At 54.6% G+C, this 15,207-nt stretch carries 16 protein-coding genes; 13 read left to right on the plus strand and 3 right to left on the minus strand.

Annotation, left to right across the window (positions count from 1 at the left end):
• The first annotated feature begins 145 nt into the window (after positions 1-145).
• The 7 genes from LDB27_RS02400 (at position 146) to LDB27_RS02430 (ending at position 7,212) form a co-directional block, all read left to right on the plus strand.
• A complete protein-coding gene (locus tag LDB27_RS02400; protein ID WP_000433390.1) occupies positions 146-1,414 on the plus strand; it encodes an SLC13 family permease in 1,269 nt (422 codons plus the stop codon).
• Between the two features lie 32 nt (positions 1,415-1,446).
• Entirely contained in the window at positions 1,447-2,346 is a 900-nt protein-coding gene (gene ttdA / locus LDB27_RS02405) for a L(+)-tartrate dehydratase subunit alpha (protein ID WP_000045349.1), read from the plus strand.
• Complete coding sequence (gene ttdB / locus LDB27_RS02410; protein WP_000162405.1) at positions 2,346-2,963, plus strand: L(+)-tartrate dehydratase subunit beta; 618 nt, start codon at positions 2,346-2,348, stop codon at positions 2,961-2,963. Before ttdA ends, ttdB begins: the two co-directional genes overlap by 1 nt.
• 156 nt (positions 2,964-3,119) lie before the next feature.
• Positions 3,120-3,362 carry an oxaloacetate decarboxylase subunit gamma gene (locus LDB27_RS02415; protein WP_000128598.1) on the plus strand — a complete coding sequence of 81 codons (243 nt, stop codon included), beginning with the start codon at positions 3,120-3,122 and terminating at the stop codon, positions 3,360-3,362.
• A 15-nt stretch (positions 3,363-3,377) separates the two neighbouring features.
• Positions 3,378-5,147, plus strand: a complete 1,770-nt coding sequence (gene oadA, locus LDB27_RS02420) for a sodium-extruding oxaloacetate decarboxylase subunit alpha (RefSeq protein ID WP_079800417.1) — start codon at positions 3,378-3,380, stop codon at positions 5,145-5,147.
• 12 nt (positions 5,148-5,159) lie between these two features.
• Positions 5,160-6,461 carry an oxalacetate decarboxylase subunit beta gene (locus tag LDB27_RS02425; protein ID WP_024153518.1) on the plus strand — a complete coding sequence of 434 codons (1,302 nt, stop codon included), beginning with the start codon at positions 5,160-5,162 and terminating at the stop codon, positions 6,459-6,461.
• Positions 6,462-6,480: 19 nt separating this feature from the next.
• Complete coding sequence (locus LDB27_RS02430; RefSeq protein ID WP_000602020.1) at positions 6,481-7,212, plus strand: triphosphoribosyl-dephospho-CoA synthase; 732 nt, start codon at positions 6,481-6,483, stop codon at positions 7,210-7,212.
• A gap of 33 nt (positions 7,213-7,245) precedes the next feature.
• On the opposite strand, the gene degS is transcribed toward LDB27_RS02430, so the two are convergent.
• The 3 genes from degS to zapG all read right to left on the minus strand — a co-directional run bounded on the left by degS (position 7,246) and on the right by zapG (position 10,319).
• On the minus strand, positions 7,246-8,316 hold the full coding sequence (degS, locus tag LDB27_RS02435) for an outer membrane-stress sensor serine endopeptidase DegS (RefSeq protein ID WP_000497705.1): 1,071 nt from the start codon (positions 8,314-8,316) through the stop codon (positions 7,246-7,248).
• Between the two features lie 92 nt (positions 8,317-8,408).
• Positions 8,409-9,764, minus strand: a complete 1,356-nt coding sequence (gene degQ / locus LDB27_RS02440) for a serine endoprotease DegQ (protein WP_000716682.1) — start codon at positions 9,762-9,764, stop codon at positions 8,409-8,411.
• Between the two features lie 156 nt (positions 9,765-9,920).
• Entirely contained in the window at positions 9,921-10,319 is a 399-nt protein-coding gene (gene zapG / locus LDB27_RS02445) for a Z-ring associated protein ZapG (RefSeq protein WP_001519074.1), read from the minus strand.
• A gap of 192 nt (positions 10,320-10,511) precedes the next feature.
• Between zapG and zapE the strand changes: the two genes are divergently transcribed.
• The 6 genes from zapE to nanR all read left to right on the plus strand — a co-directional run bounded on the left by zapE (position 10,512) and on the right by nanR (position 15,132).
• Positions 10,512-11,636, plus strand: a complete 1,125-nt coding sequence (gene zapE / locus LDB27_RS02450) for a cell division protein ZapE (RefSeq protein WP_001191211.1) — start codon at positions 10,512-10,514, stop codon at positions 11,634-11,636.
• Positions 11,637-11,937: 301 nt separating this feature from the next.
• Positions 11,938-12,366 carry a 50S ribosomal protein L13 gene (gene rplM / locus LDB27_RS02455; protein ID WP_000847559.1) on the plus strand — a complete coding sequence of 143 codons (429 nt, stop codon included), beginning with the start codon at positions 11,938-11,940 and terminating at the stop codon, positions 12,364-12,366.
• A gap of 15 nt (positions 12,367-12,381) precedes the next feature.
• Positions 12,382-12,774: a 30S ribosomal protein S9 gene (rpsI, locus tag LDB27_RS02460; RefSeq protein WP_000829815.1), complete on the plus strand. Its 393-nt coding sequence runs from the start codon at positions 12,382-12,384 to the stop codon at positions 12,772-12,774.
• A 313-nt stretch (positions 12,775-13,087) separates the two neighbouring features.
• Positions 13,088-13,726: a stringent starvation protein SspA gene (gene sspA, locus LDB27_RS02465; protein WP_000257298.1), complete on the plus strand. Its 639-nt coding sequence runs from the start codon at positions 13,088-13,090 to the stop codon at positions 13,724-13,726.
• A gap of 5 nt (positions 13,727-13,731) precedes the next feature.
• Positions 13,732-14,232 (plus strand): ClpXP protease specificity-enhancing factor, encoded by a 501-nt coding sequence (gene sspB / locus LDB27_RS02470; protein WP_000366112.1) that lies wholly within the window; start codon positions 13,732-13,734, stop codon positions 14,230-14,232.
• Positions 14,233-14,340: 108 nt separating this feature from the next.
• Complete coding sequence (gene nanR / locus LDB27_RS02475; protein WP_000382923.1) at positions 14,341-15,132, plus strand: transcriptional regulator NanR; 792 nt, start codon at positions 14,341-14,343, stop codon at positions 15,130-15,132.
• Positions 15,133-15,207 lie beyond the last annotated feature (75 nt).

Consider the following 15,207-nt stretch of genomic DNA (forward strand, 5'->3'; position numbering starts at 1 on the left):
GTAACGATCTAACCACGATCTTGATGTAGATCCCACTCCTGCATCTTTCCTGAGAAACGATTTGACTTAGTTTTTGTATGGGAATAATTTCTCCCTGTCAATATTGGATACAATATCATATATCATTGATTGGATAATTATAAATATGGAACCCATTACCCTTACCCTATGTTTATTGGTGTTCGCTATCGTCATGTTTGTATGGGAAAAAGTGCCGCTGGCCGTCACTTCCATGATTGTCTGCGTGGCCTTAGTTATCACCGGCGTTCTGAATATCAAACAGGCCTTTGCTGGCTTTATCGACACTAACGTCATCCTCTTTGTCGCGATGTTTATCGTGGGCGGTGCGTTGTTCGAGACCGGTATGGCAAACAAAGTGGGCGGCGTCATCACGCGCTTCGCGAAAACAGAAAAACAGCTGATCTTCACCATTATGGTGGTGGTGGGTTTGATGTCTGGCGTCCTCTCTAACACCGGTACCGCTGCGGTTTTGATTCCGGTGGTGATCGGCGTGGCGGCAAAATCGGGCTTCTCGCGTTCTCGTCTACTGATGCCGCTGGTTTTCGCCGCTGCGTTGGGCGGTAACCTGTCGTTAATTGGCGCGCCGGGAAATCTTATCGCGCAGTCTGCGCTACAGAATATTGGCGGCGGCTTTGGCTTTTTTGAATACGCAAAAATCGGTCTCCCGATGCTCATCTGCGGCATTCTCTACTTCCTGACTATTGGCTATCGCTTTCTGCCGAATAATGCGACCGGCGGTGAGGTGGGGAGCGTCGGGGAGCAACGTGACTACAGCCATGTTCCACAGTGGAAACAACGGCTCTCACTCGTGGTGTTGATCGCAACGATCCTCGGCATGATCTTTGAGAAGAAGATCGGTGTCAGCCTGGCCGTGACCGGTTGTATTGGCGCTCTGGTGCTGGTAGTAAGCGGCGTACTCACGGAAAAACAGGCCTATAAAGCCATTGATTCACAGACTATTTTTATCTTTGGCGGCACCCTGGCGCTGGCAAAAGCGCTGGAAATGACCGGGGCAGGCAAGCTGGTTGCGGACTATGTAATCGGCATGCTGGGGCAAAACTCCTCACCGTTCATGTTGCTGATCGCCGTTTTCGCCTTATCCGTTGTGATGACCAACTTTATGTCCAATACCGCAACGACAGCGCTGTTGGTGCCGGTGAGTTTGTCCATTGCCGCAGGTATGGGGGCCGACCCGCGTGCGGTTCTGATGGCGACGGTCATTGGCGGTTCCTGCGCCTACGCAACCCCTATCGGTATGCCTGCCAACATGATGGTGCTCTCTGCGGGTGGCTATAAATTTGTCGACTACGCTAAGGCCGGTATCCCCCTGATTATCGTTTCAACCATTGTCAGCTTGATCCTGCTGCCAATCCTTTTCCCTTTTCATCCGTAATTAACGGAAGCTGTTCTGACTAAGGAGCATTTATGAGCAAAAGTGAACAGATATCCCATATGACCGACGTTATGGCCAAGTTTGTGGGATATACCGGCAAAGTTTTGCCTGATGATGTCACTGCAAAACTGGAAGATTTGCATAAGAAAGAGACCAGTAAACTGGCCGACGTCATCTTTACTACCATGATTGAGAACCAGCGTCTGGCGAAAGAGCTGGATCGACCTTCCTGCCAGGACACCGGTGTCATTCAGTTTCTGGTGGAGTGCGGGACGAACTTTCCGCTGATTGGCGAGCTGGAAGCGTTGTTGCGTGAGGCGGTGATCAAAGCAACTGTAGATTCTCCGCTGCGCCACAACAGCGTAGAAACTTTTGATGAATACAACACCGGTAAAAACGTGGGTAAAGGTACGCCGACGGTCTTCTGGGAGATCGTTCCCAACTCCGATCAGTGCAGCATTTATACCTATATGGCGGGCGGTGGTTGTTCTCTGCCGGGGAAAGCGATGGTGCTGATGCCGGGTGCAGGCTATGAAGGTGTGACCCGCTTTGTACTGGATGTGATGACCAGCTACGGCCTCAACGCTTGTCCGCCGCTGCTGGTTGGCGTGGGCGTAGCGACCTCTGTTGAAACGGCGGCACTGCTATCGAAAAAAGCGCTGATGCGTCCGATCGGTTCGCATAACGAGAATGAGCGTGCAGCCTCGCTGGAAAAAATGCTGGAAGACGGCATTAACAAAATTGGCCTGGGGCCGCAGGGGATGTCCGGTAATACCTCCGTTATGGGCGTGAACATTGAAAACACCGCGCGTCATCCTTCTACCATCGGCGTAGCGGTAAACGTCGGCTGCTGGTCGCACCGTAAAGGGCACATCGTTTTCGATAAAGATTTGAATTACACCATTACGTCTCACAGCGGAGTGAATTTCTGATGACTAAAAAAATCCTGACTACGCCAATTAAAGATGAAGATTTAGCGGATATTAAGGCTGGCGATATTATTTATCTCAACGGTCATATTGTTACCTGCCGTGACGTAGCTCATCGCCGTTTAATTGAAGGTGGTCGCGAACTTCCGGTAGATGTTCGCGGCGGCGCTATTTTACACGCTGGCCCAATTGTCCGCCCAATTAAAGGCGAAGACGATAAGTTTGAAATGGTCTCCGTTGGACCAACCACCAGCATGCGTATGGAGAAATTCGAAAAAGAATTTATTGCGCAGACCGGCGTGAAATTAATTGTGGGTAAAGGCGGTATGGGTAAAGGTACCGAAGAGGGCTGTGCTGAACACAAAGCGCTGCACTGCGTATTCCCTGCCGGTTGTGCGGTTGTAGCCGCCGTGTGCGTGGAAGAAATTGAAGATGCCCAATGGCGCGATCTGGGGATGCCGGAAACGCTGTGGGTCTGCCGGGTTAAAGAGTTTGGCCCGCTGATTGTTTCTATTGATACCCATGGGAATAATCTGTTTGAACAGAACAAAATTATTTTTAATCAGCGTAAAGAGATCGTCGCTGATGAAATATGCCAGAACGTAAGTTTCATCAAATAAACCTGATTACGTAAATTGCACGATAATGGTGGTAATACGTTATGACGATAATAATAACCAAGGGCTCTGGCCGGGGGCGGCTCAGGGAAATCCACCCTTATTATTTCATCGTCATAAATAGCACCATTATCGTGCCTCCTGCCTGAAGGCTATTTTATGACTGATGCAGCTCTGCTATTAGGTGAAGGCTTCACCCTGATGTTCCTCGGCATGGGGTTCGTGCTGGCGTTTCTGTTCCTGCTGATTTTCGCCATCCGCGGCATGTCCGCCGCCGTCAACCGCTTCTTCCCCGAACCGGTCGCCGCACCCGCACCGCGCGCCGTTCCCGTCGTGGACGACTTCACCCGCTTAAAGCCGGTGATTGCCGCCGCCATTCACCATCACCGCCTTAACGCTTAATTTCCGGAGGGATCCATGACTATTGCCATTACCGATGTCGTCCTGCGCGACGCCCACCAGTCTCTGTTCGCCACCCGCCTGCGCCTTGACGATATGCTGCCGATTGCCACTCAGCTTGACGATGTCGGCTACGGCTCCCTCGAATGCTGGGGCGGCGCCACCTTTGACGCCTGCATTCGCTTTCTCGGCGAAGACCCGTGGCTGCGCCTGCGCGAACTCAAAAAAGCCATGCCCAAAACCCCGCTGCAGATGCTGCTGCGTGGCCAGAACCTGCTCGGCTACCGCCACTACGCCGATGACGTGGTGGAGCGTTTTGTCGAACGCGCGGTGAAAAACGGCATGGACGTGTTCCGCGTCTTCGATGCCATGAACGACCCGCGCAATATGAAAGCCGCCCTGCAGGCGGTGCGCAGCCACGGCGCACACGCCCAGGGCACGCTCTCCTACACCACCAGCCCGGCCCACACCCTGCAGACCTGGCTGGACCTGACCGAACAGCTGCTGGAAACCGGCGTTGACTCGATTGCCATCAAGGATATGTCCGGCATCCTGACGCCGATGGTCGCCTTTGAGCTGGTCAGTGAAATCAAAAAACGTTTTGAGGTGCGCCTGCACCTGCACTGTCACGCCACCACCGGGATGGCGGAGATGGCGCTGCTGAAGGCCATCGAGGCGGGCGTTGACGGCGTCGACACGGCGATTTCCTCCATGAGCGCCACCTACGGCCACCCGGCCACCGAGGCGCTGGTGGCGACGTTGGCAGGTACTGAGCACGACACCGGGCTGGATATCCTGAAACTGGAAAACATCGCCGCGTACTTCCGCGAGGTGCGCAAGAAATACCACGCCTTTGAAGGCCAGCTGAAGGGCTACGACAGCCGCATTCTGGTGGCGCAGGTGCCGGGCGGAATGCTGACCAACCTCGAAAGCCAGCTGAAGCAGCAGAACGCGGCGGACAAACTCGACCAGGTGCTGGCGGAAATCCCCCGCGTGCGCGAGGACCTCGGTTTTATCCCGCTGGTGACCCCCACCTCGCAGATTGTCGGCACCCAGGCGGTGCTCAACGTCCTGACCGGCGAACGCTACAAAACCATTGCCAAAGAAACGGCGGGCATTCTGAAAGGCGAATACGGCCACACCCCGGTGCCGGTTAACGCCGCGTTACAGGCCCGCGTGCTGGAAGGGGCAGCCCCGGTGACCTGCCGTCCGGCGGATTTACTCAAACCGGAACTGGCTGAACTGGAAGCGGACGTCAGGCGCCAGGCGCAGGAGAAGGGCATCCAGCTTGCGGGAAACGCCATCGACGACGTGCTCACCGTGGCGCTGTTCCCGCAAATCGGCCTCAAATTCCTTGAGAACCGCCACAACCCGGCGGCGTTTGAGCCACTGCCGCAGGCGGAAGCCGCGCAGCCGGTGGCAAAAGCAGAGAAGCCTGCCGCCTCCGGTATCTACACCGTGGAAGTGGAAGGCAAAGCCTTTGTGGTGAAGGTCAGCGACGGCGGCGATATCAGCCAGCTCACTGCTGCCACCCCGTCTTCCGCACCGGTTCAGGCAGCCGCCCCGGCAGGCGCAGGCACCCCGGTCACCGCCCCGCTGGCGGGCAACATCTGGAAGGTGATTGCCACCGAGGGCCAGACGGTGGCCGAAGGCGATGTGCTGCTGATTCTGGAGGCCATGAAGATGGAAACCGAAATCCGCGCCGCGCAGGCCGGGACGGTACGCGGTATTGCGGTGAAGTCCGGGGACGCGGTTTCCGTCGGCGACACCCTGATGACGCTGGCGTAACGGAGAACTGAAATGGAAAGTCTGAACGCCCTGCTTCAGGGCATGGGGCTGATGCACCTTGGCGCGGGCCAGGCCATCATGCTGCTGGTCAGCCTGCTGTTGCTGTGGCTGGCGATAGCGAAAAAGTTCGAACCGTTACTGCTGCTGCCGATTGGCTTCGGCGGCCTGCTCTCCAACATCCCGGAAGCGGGCATGGCGCTGACCGCGCTGGAGAGCCTGCTGGCGCATCACGACGCCGGGCAGCTGGCGGTGATTGCCGCGAAGCTTAACTGCGCGCCGGACGTGCACGCCATTAAAGAGGCATTAGCGCTGGCGCTGCCGTCAGTGCAGAGTCAGATGGAAAATCTGGCGGTGGACATGGGCTACACGCCGGGGGTACTGGCGCTGTTCTATAAAGTGGCGATTGGCTCCGGCGTCGCGCCGCTGGTCATCTTTATGGGCGTGGGGGCGATGACCGACTTCGGCCCGCTGCTGGCCAACCCGCGCACCCTGCTGCTCGGCGCGGCGGCGCAGTTCGGTATCTTCGCTACGGTGCTGGGGGCGCTGACGCTGAACTACTTCGGCCTGATTTCCTTCACCCTGCCGCAGGCTGCGGCCATCGGCATTATCGGCGGCGCGGACGGCCCGACGGCGATTTATCTGTCGGGCAAGCTGGCGCCGGAGCTGCTGGGGGCCATCGCGGTGGCGGCGTATTCGTATATGGCGCTGGTGCCGTTAATCCAGCCGCCGATTATGAAGGCGCTGACCACGGAGACTGAGCGCAAAATCCGCATGGTGCAGCTGCGCACCGTCAGCAAGCGGGAAAAAATCCTCTTCCCGGTGGTGTTGCTCATGCTGGTGGCCCTGCTGCTGCCGGACGCCGCGCCGCTGCTGGGGATGTTCTGCTTTGGCAACCTGATGCGCGAAAGTGGCGTGGTGGAGCGTCTGAGCGACACGGTACAGAACGGGCTGATTAATATCGTGACCATCTTCCTCGGACTGTCGGTGGGCGCCAAGCTGGTCGCGGACAAGTTCCTGCAGCCGCAGACGCTGGGCATTCTGCTGCTGGGGGTGATTGCCTTTGGTATCGGGACGGCGGCCGGGGTGCTGATGGCGAAGCTGCTGAACCTGTGCAGTAAGAACAAAATCAACCCGCTTATCGGTTCGGCGGGGGTGTCGGCGGTGCCGATGGCGGCCCGCGTATCGAACAAGGTGGGGCTGGAGTCGGACGCACAGAACTTCCTGCTGATGCACGCGATGGGCCCGAACGTGGCGGGGGTTATCGGTTCGGCCATTGCGGCGGGCGTGATGCTCAAGTACGTGCTGGCGATGTAATCCAATCTAATCGGGAGCAGTGATTCTGCTCCCGCAAAATGAGGACACAGTAATGAATGAAATGGTTGCGTTTCGGCAAGGTACATCCATGCCATCCAGAGAAACCATCTTGCATTATGTTGTTGAGACGGTGAATCAGATAACTGAGCTTGAGCCAGCGCTGCATTTGCTGCCGTGGTCTGGCGTCAACTCAGCAATATATGAGCAACGTTTTGCACAGTGTTACGACGAGGGGCTTTGTGCCGCACAGACGTCGGCACCGAATGTTCCGCAGGGGATTCTGCCATCGACCGATTGGGCTCAGGGTATCGGGTTACTCTGTTTTGCCGCAGGGTATATGAGCGCAGGCGAGCGGCCATTAACACACAATCAGTTATGCGATTTCGTCAAACAGGCGGCTGTTGGTTTATCGCCGATTGAGGGGGAGGCGGCGAGCGGTTTCTCGACGGTACGTAGTATTGCATTACCCGTATTCAGGCGATTACAACGCGATGGTCACGCATCTCGGATCCTGCTGTTACAAACGTTGCTGCATCTGATCGCCTGGAAAAGCGCATCGCAGTATGCGCGTCAACAGGCGCAACGACTGCTCTGGATGGGCGGCATTCTGGGGGAAGGAGGCGAGTCTGGCTTATTGGCACTCGATAAGGTGCTGCGTGAAGAGGCCGTCGGGGAGAAAAGTCTCCCCGCTCTGCTGATCTTCACGAGTTTCCTGGCGCATTTTCCGGCAGGGCCAGTCTTTATTGACTAGCCGTCGAACGACGCGGGCAAAAGCCGCGTCGTTTTAGTTCGACGCCGGGTATTCCTGCACCGTCACCTGGAACGTGAGCTGCTTATCATCCCGCATTACCACGACCGGAATGACGGAGCCCGGGCGGATTTCCGCCACCTGATCCATCGTTTCCAGTGCGGACACAGCGGGTTTATTATTGACCGAAATAATCAAATCATTAACCTGAATACCGGCAAGCGCGGCGGGGCCGTTTGGCGTCACTTCATTAACGACAATGCCCTGAATCGGGTCCATGCCGCTACCCTGCTGCGCGTGCAGCGGCGCGATTTCTCGTCCGCCAATACCGATATAGCCGCGAATCACGCGACCGTCGCGGATAAGCTTATCCATAATTTTCGTGGCTAGCTGGAAGGGAATCGCAAAACCAAGGCCTTCCGGCGTTTCGCCATCGTTACTCTTATCAAAAGAGAGGGTGTTGATCCCCATCAGTTCGCCTAACGAGTTGACCAGCGCGCCGCCGGAATTACCGTGGTTAATCGAGGCGTCGGTCTGGAGAAAATTCTGTCGCCCCGTCGGGTTCAGGCCGATACGACCCGTTGCGCTGATGATCCCCTGGGTGATGGTCTGTCCCAGATTATATGGGTTGCCGATAGCCAGTACGACGTCGCCAATATGCGGTGTACGCTTTGTATTAATCGGGATGGTAGGCAGCCCGCCAGTGGCGTTGATCTTCAGCACCGCCAGATCGGTAAGCGAATCGGAGCCAACCAGTAGCGCTTCAAAGACGCGGCCATCCTGTAGCGCGACGATAATCTGATCGGCATCGTTAATCACGTGCTTGTTGGTAATAATATAACCGCGTTGATCCATGATCACGCCGGAACCCAGCGTGCGGATCTCCAGTTGATTATGCGCGGTACTGTTCATACTGCGGTTATAGACATTGACGACGGCAGGCGCGGCGCGGCGAACCGCAAAATTATAACTGGCTGGCGTCTCATCGGTACTGTCGAATTGCGGGACGGCGATAGGATTAATTTTGCGCAAAGAAGGCATGACGGCCAACAGAATAGCGCCGACAATTAAACCTATTGCGACCGAACGTAAGAGCTTCACAAACATGATGGAGGCGTCGTTAAAAAAGGGAACGGCAGCAGCATACCATGAGTTAACCGGACATCACATCGCAGGCTGATGCCCGGTTTAAGACAGGATTAGCGTAGCAATAGATAAATGTTCTCGTTGCCGCGTACTACCTGAAGAGCAATGATGGACGGTTTTGCCGCCATCACTTTGCGCATTTCGGCGATAGAACTGATACGATCGCGGTTAACGCCGATGATAACATCATCTTTTTGCAAACCGGCCTGCGCGGCAGGACTGCTTTTTTCGACGCTATCAACCTTAACGCCTTTCGTCCCGTCTTTCAGCTGGCCGTCGCTCAACGTCGCGCCTTGCAACGCCGGGGCGATCATTTCGGCGCTGGCGGAAGAAGAGGTATTGGAATCCAGCGTGACTTCCACCTCCAGCGGCTTACCATCGCGCAGCAGGCCCAGCTTCACTTTCGTGCCCGGTTCGGTGGTGGCGATACGTGAACGCAGTTCGGCAAAGCTATTCAGCGGCTTACCGTTAAGACTGATAATCACGTCTCCGGATTTCACCCCGGCCTTCGCCGAACCTGAATTGGGTAAAACCTCGCTGACAAAAGCGCCACGCTGAACGTTCAGTTTGAATGCCTTGGCGATATCAGCGGTCATTTCAGTGCCTTTAATTCCCAGCAATCCGCGTTTGATTTCGCCGAACTGAATCAACTGCTGCGCCAGCGTCTGCGCCATATTGGAAGGAATAGCAAAGCCAATGCCGATACTCCCGCCACCTGGCGCGAGGATCGCGGTATTAATCCCGATCAGCTCGCCGTTCAGGTTAAGCAGCGCGCCGCCGGAGTTGCCGCGGTTAATAGAGGCATCGGTTTGAATAAAGTTCTCAAGCCCTTCCAGATTAAGCCCGCTGCGTCCCAGCGCTGAAATAATCCCGGAGGTGGCGGTTTGTCCAAGACCAAACGGATTACCGACCGCCACGGCGAAATCGCCGACGCGGAGTTTGTCGGAATCGGCGATGGCAATTTGCGTTAACTTGCTGGGATTCTGAATTTGTAACAGAGCGATATCGCTCTGGTCGTCGCCGCCGATCAGCTTCGCGTCGAATTCGCGTCCGTCATTCAGTTGAATGCTGATCTTTTGTGCCTGATTAATCACATGATTATTGGTTAATACATAGCCTTTCGCGGCATCGATAATCACCCCCGAACCGAGTCCTTCAAACGGCTGGGACGGCTGGTCTGGCAGATCCTCGCCAAAGAATTTTTTAAACTCCTCCGGCACTTTTTGGCTCTGGGCGGCGGTTCCCTCGACTTTTACGCTGACGACAGCAGGCAGCACTTTCTCCAGCATAGGGGCAAGGCTTGGCAGCGTCGCCTGGCCTGGTATCGATGCAAGGGCTGGAAACGGCGCCGAAAGAGTTAACCCGACACTTAACGCTAATGCACTTAACAGCTGGGTGTGTTTTTTCATGGATGCTGCTCTCGTACCTTGGATGAACGGATAGACAATTCAAAACAGATTGATGTTATTGAATTTTCAGCCTGGTAACAATGATAATAGCTGGGACAGGAAAGATAGAGAGAGGGCGCAAGCGATGCGCCCGATAAATTTCTTAACGGCGTGCGATTAATCGCGCTTTGCGCCGCTACGTAACAGGCCAGACGCGCCTTCAGAATAATCACGTGGCATTTGTACTGGCGCCTGATCGTTGCTCGCCTCAGACTCCGCCAGACGGTTACGGAACGGATTCGACTCCGCAGACATTTCCGGCAGCAGGCTGCTGGAGCTTTTCGCCATATGCTGATACAGCTGGCGGTAATCATGCGCCATGGTATCCAGCAGTTCCGCGCTGCGGGCAAAGTGGCTAACCAGCTCTTCACGGTACTCTTCCAGCTCAGCTTTGTTTTTTTCCAGTTCGTACTGCAATGCCTGCTGTTGACGTAACTTACGATTACCAAAACGCATGGCCACGGCACCAATGATAATACCGACGACTAATCCAATTAGCGCATATTCCCAGGTCATGAACATCTCCCGTTGTCTTATGTTTCCGTAGGGTGTTGGCTCCAGGCTCCATGCCCGCGCCTGATTATGCCACTATAACCGCTAATTCCGTAGAAGTGGAATCCCGACAGCATATCGCGTAGTGTAGAACGGCCTTTTTTTCGTCAGCCGTGAACGACGGCACATCGATTTTCAAGGAATAACAATAACATTATGCAAAGCCTTTCCCCTACATCGCGTTATCTCCAGGCAATCAACGAAGGCACCCATCAGCCTGACGACGTACAGAAAGAGGCGGTCGACCGTCTGGAAACCCTTTATCAGGCGCTCACCGCGAAAAAATCGTCGGCTACGCCACCCGGCGGTCTGATAGCGCGACTGGGGAAATTATTAGGCAAAAACGAACCGGACGCGCAAATACCGGTTCGCGGGCTGTATATGTGGGGGGGCGTGGGTCGCGGCAAAACATGGCTCATGGATCTCTTCTACCACAGCCTGCCGGGCGAGCGAAAACTACGTCTGCATTTTCATCGGTTTATGCTGCGCGTGCATGAAGAACTTACCGCGTTACAGGGACAGATCGATCCGTTAGACATTATTGCCGATCGGTTTAAAACCGAGACGGACGTACTGTGTTTCGATGAGTTTTTCGTCACCGATATTACCGACGCCATGCTGCTGGGCGGTTTAATGAAGGCGCTGTTTGCACGCGGCATTACGCTGGTCGCGACCTCCAATATTCCGCCGGATGAACTCTACCGCAACGGTTTGCAACGCGCCCGCTTCCTGCCGGCTATCGATGCCATTAAACAGCACTGCGACATTATGAATGTGGACGCCGGCGTCGATTACCGACTGCGGACGCTGACGCAGGCCCATTTATGGCTAACGCCGCTTAATGATGAAACCCGGCGGCAAATGGATAAACTGTGGCTGGCGTTAGCGGGGCGCGCGCGCGCGCGCGCTCCGACGCTGGAAATCAATCATCGCCCTTTATCCACCCTGGGCGTTGAAAACCAAACGCTAGCGGTCTCTTTCGCTACGCTGTGCGTCGAGGCCCGCAGCCAGCATGATTACATTGCGCTCTCAAGGTTATTTCACACGGTTCTGCTGTTTGACGTGCCGGTCATGACGCCGCTGATGGAGAACGAAGCGCGCCGCTTTATTGCGCTGGTGGATGAGTTTTACGAGCGCCACGTTAAGCTGGTGGTCAGCGCCGCCGCGCCGTTATATGAAATTTATCAGGGGGAGCGGCTCAAGTTTGAATTTCAGCGCTGTCTGTCACGCCTGCAAGAGATGCAGAGTGCGGAGTACCTCAAGCGGGAGCATATGCCGTAAGCCGGACAAGCGCAGCGCCCCGGCATTATGCGGTATTATATCTGTGCAACCTCCCCGACCGAGGGTGAACCAGGCCTGAACAAAACCCGCGGCAAATCGCAAAAAGGGGTCGATCTTTGACCTGGACTTCTCTATAATCCTGCGACCCCACGTTACAAGAGAGTTTTTTCCCAAACTTTCTCTGTGCCGGCCAAACATATCCGAGGGGGTAGGTTTACCGGACTTTGTCGTGTGAACCTCAACTATTTAAAACGTTTGGGTGTTCACCAACGTGTAACTTATTTATTTGGGTAAGCTTTTAATGAAAACTTTTACAGCTAAACCAGAAACCGTAAAACGCGACTGGTATGTTGTTGACGCGACCGGTAAAACTCTGGGCCGTCTGGCTACTGAACTGGCTCGTCGCCTGCGCGGTAAGCACAAAGCGGAATACACTCCGCACGTAGATACCGGTGATTACATCATCGTTCTGAACGCTGACAAAGTTGCTGTAACCGGCAACAAGCGTACTGACAAAGTGTACTATCACCACACCGGCCACATCGGTGGTATCAAACAAGCGACCTTTGAAGAGATGATTGCCCGCCGTCCTGAGCGTGTGATTGAAATCGCGGTTAAAGGCATGCTGCCAAAAGGCCCGCTGGGTCGTGCTATGTTCCGTAAACTGAAAGTTTACGCGGGCAACGAGCACAACCACGCGGCACAGCAACCGCAAGTTCTTGACATCTAATCGGGATTATAGGCAATGGCTGAAAATCAATACTACGGCACTGGTCGCCGCAAAAGTTCCGCAGCTCGCGTTTTCATCAAACCGGGCAACGGTAAAATCGTTATCAACCAACGTTCTCTGGAACAGTACTTCGGTCGTGAAACTGCCCGCATGGTAGTTCGTCAGCCGCTGGAACTGGTCGACATGGTTGAGAAACTGGATCTGTACATCACTGTTAAAGGTGGTGGTATCTCTGGTCAGGCTGGTGCGATCCGTCACGGTATCACCCGCGCTCTGATGGAGTACGACGAGTCCCTGCGTGGCGAACTGCGTAAAGCTGGCTTCGTTACTCGTGACGCTCGTCAGGTTGAACGTAAGAAAGTCGGCCTGCGTAAAGCACGTCGTCGTCCGCAGTTCTCCAAACGTTAATGGGTTTCTGCTTCGGCAGACAACTATTAGCGAAAAACCCGCTTCGGCGGGTTTTTTTATGGGCAATGCATTTATCTGTCACGATGAAATGCGGATTGTTGTCTCTTTTTCCCCAATTCCAGAATCGACTCACCACAAAGGTCACAAAATCTGGTAAACTATCATCCAATTTTCTGCCCAAATAGCGGGGAATGTTCATTTTTTGTCTCGTTTCTGAGCAATGATGGCTTTTTTCGCCCTGGGTGACATAACATCTGGCTGGTCACATTGTGGCTGGTAGCAGTAAAAATTCTGAATATACCTGGAGGTTTTCATGGCTGTCGCTGCCAACAAACGTTCGGTAATGACGCTGTTTTCTGGTCCTACTGACATCTATAGCCATCAGGTCCGCATTGTGTTGGCTGAAAAGGGTGTTAGTTTTGAGATCGAACATGTGGAAAAGGACAATCCACCTCAGGATCTGATTGACCTCAACCCGAACCAAAGCGTTCCGACACTGGTGGATCGTGAGCTGACCCTGTGGGAATCTCGCATCATTATGGAATATCTGGATGAGCGTTTCCCTCATCCGCCGCTGATGCCGGTTTATCCGGTCGCGCGCGGTGAAAGCCGTCTGTACATGCACCGTATTGAAAAAGACTGGTATACGCTGATGAACGTCATCGTAAACGGGTCTGCTTCCGAGGCCGACTCTGCGCGTAAACAACTGCGTGAAGAGCTGCTGGCGATTGCGCCGGTATTTGGTCAGAAACCGTATTTTCTGAGCGACGAATTCAGCCTGGTTGATTGTTACCTGGCGCCTCTCCTGTGGCGTTTACCGCAGTTGGGTATCGAATTCAGCGGCGCAGGGGCGAAAGAGCTGAAAGGCTATATGACCCGCGTCTTTGAACGTGATTCTTTCCTGGCTTCTTTAACCGAAGCTGAACGTGAAATGCGCCTCGGTCGGGGTTAACCTGTATGGATTTGTCACAGTTGACGCCGCGTCGTCCTTATCTGTTGCGTGCTTTCTACGAGTGGTTGCTGGATAACCAGTTGACTCCGCATCTGGTGGTGGATGTGATGCTGCCTGGCGTGCATGTCCCTATGGAATATGCGCGTGATGGGCAAATCGTCCTCAATATTGCGCCGCGGGCGGTGGGTAATCTGGAGCTGTCTAATGATGAAGTGCGTTTTAATGCGCGCTTCGGCGGCGTTCCCCGTCAGGTTTCTGTGCCTTTGGCTGCGGTGCTGGCGATTTACGCCCGTGAAAACGGCGCAGGCACCATGTTTGAGCCTGAAGCCGCCTATGATGAAGACGTTGTCAGCTTAAATGATGATGACAATACCGCAGGCGCGGAAAGCGAGACCGTGATGTCCGTCATTGATGGCGATAAGCCCGACCACGATGACGACAGTAGTCCTGATGACGAGCCGCCTCCGCCGCGTGGCGGACGTCCGGCGCTACGCGTAGTAAAATAATCAACAGGCCCGGAAGGGCCTGTTTTGTTTGGTCTCCTCGCGGGTTCACCCTGCTTTTGAAGCTGTGTTACGATAAGCTTGCTATTATTTGCCACCGACCACTCATGAATGGACGTTATGAACGCATTTGATTCGCAAGCAGAAGATTCACCGACATCCCTCGGGCGTAGTTTGCGCCGCCGTCCGCTGGCGCGTAAAAAACTGTCTGAAATGGTTGAGGAAGAGCTGGAGCAGATGATCCGCCGTCATGAGTTTGGCGAGGGAGAACAGCTACCGTCTGAACGTGAATTAATGGCCTTCTTCAATGTGGGACGTCCCTCTGTGCGTGAAGCGTTAGCTGCGCTGAAGCGTAAAGGCTTGGTGCAAATCAATAACGGCGAACGCGCCCGCGTCTCGCGCCCCTCTGCTGATACCATCATCAGCGAACTGTCGGGTATGGCGAAAGATTTTCTTACTCATCCTGGCGGCATCGCTCACTTTGAACAGCTACGGCTTTTCTTTGAATCCAGCCTGGTACGCTATGCGGCGGAACATGCCACCGACGAGCAGATCGCGTTGTTAACGAAAGCACTGGAAATTAATAGCCAGTCGCTGGATGACAACGCGCTGTTTATTCGTTCGGATGTCGAGTTTCACCGGGTGCTGGCTGAAATTCCCGGCAATCCGATCTTTATGGCTATTCATGTTGCTCTGCTGGACTGGCTAATCGCCGCTCGCCCAAGCGTTCCCGATCGTGAGCTGCATGAACATAATAACTTGAGTTATCAACAGCATATTGTGATTGTTGATGCCATTCGCCAGCGAGATCCCGATAAAGCGGATCGCGCTCTGCAAACCCACCTCAATAGCGTTTCCGCTACCTGGCACGCGCTCGGTAAAAAAAGTCAAAAAATGCGGTAGCGATCGCACCTCCGATCCCGGTTTAGTGAAGCAGATCGCACTATAAGCGTTCTGTATTATTTGCTGCTTATTTGA

It is taken from the genome of Salmonella sp. JXY0409-18 (assembly GCF_020268625.1).
GTDB lineage: Bacteria > Pseudomonadota > Gammaproteobacteria > Enterobacterales > Enterobacteriaceae > Salmonella > Salmonella enterica.

What these genes read in the sequence shown, in the direction of transcription:
- LDB27_RS02400 (WP_000433390.1), top strand. Translation starts at nt 146, where the DNA reads ATGGAACCCATTACCCTTACCCTATGTTTATTGGTGTTCGCTATCGTC.
- ttdA (WP_000045349.1), top strand. Translation starts at nt 1,447, where the DNA reads ATGAGCAAAAGTGAACAGATATCCCATATGACCGACGTTATGGCCAAG.
- ttdB (WP_000162405.1), top strand. Translation starts at nt 2,346, where the DNA reads ATGACTAAAAAAATCCTGACTACGCCAATTAAAGATGAAGATTTAGCG.
- LDB27_RS02415 (WP_000128598.1), top strand. Translation starts at nt 3,120, where the DNA reads ATGACTGATGCAGCTCTGCTATTAGGTGAAGGCTTCACCCTGATGTTC.
- oadA (WP_079800417.1), top strand. Translation starts at nt 3,378, where the DNA reads ATGACTATTGCCATTACCGATGTCGTCCTGCGCGACGCCCACCAGTCT.
- LDB27_RS02425 (WP_024153518.1), top strand. Translation starts at nt 5,160, where the DNA reads ATGGAAAGTCTGAACGCCCTGCTTCAGGGCATGGGGCTGATGCACCTT.
- degS (WP_000497705.1), bottom strand. Translation starts at nt 8,316, where the DNA reads ATGTTTGTGAAGCTCTTACGTTCGGTCGCAATAGGTTTAATTGTCGGC.
- degQ (WP_000716682.1), bottom strand. Translation starts at nt 9,764, where the DNA reads ATGAAAAAACACACCCAGCTGTTAAGTGCATTAGCGTTAAGTGTCGGG.
- zapG (WP_001519074.1), bottom strand. Translation starts at nt 10,319, where the DNA reads ATGACCTGGGAATATGCGCTAATTGGATTAGTCGTCGGTATTATCATT.
- zapE (WP_001191211.1), top strand. Translation starts at nt 10,512, where the DNA reads ATGCAAAGCCTTTCCCCTACATCGCGTTATCTCCAGGCAATCAACGAA.
- rplM (WP_000847559.1), top strand. Translation starts at nt 11,938, where the DNA reads ATGAAAACTTTTACAGCTAAACCAGAAACCGTAAAACGCGACTGGTAT.
- rpsI (WP_000829815.1), top strand. Translation starts at nt 12,382, where the DNA reads ATGGCTGAAAATCAATACTACGGCACTGGTCGCCGCAAAAGTTCCGCA.
- sspA (WP_000257298.1), top strand. Translation starts at nt 13,088, where the DNA reads ATGGCTGTCGCTGCCAACAAACGTTCGGTAATGACGCTGTTTTCTGGT.
- sspB (WP_000366112.1), top strand. Translation starts at nt 13,732, where the DNA reads ATGGATTTGTCACAGTTGACGCCGCGTCGTCCTTATCTGTTGCGTGCT.
- nanR (WP_000382923.1), top strand. Translation starts at nt 14,341, where the DNA reads ATGGACGTTATGAACGCATTTGATTCGCAAGCAGAAGATTCACCGACA.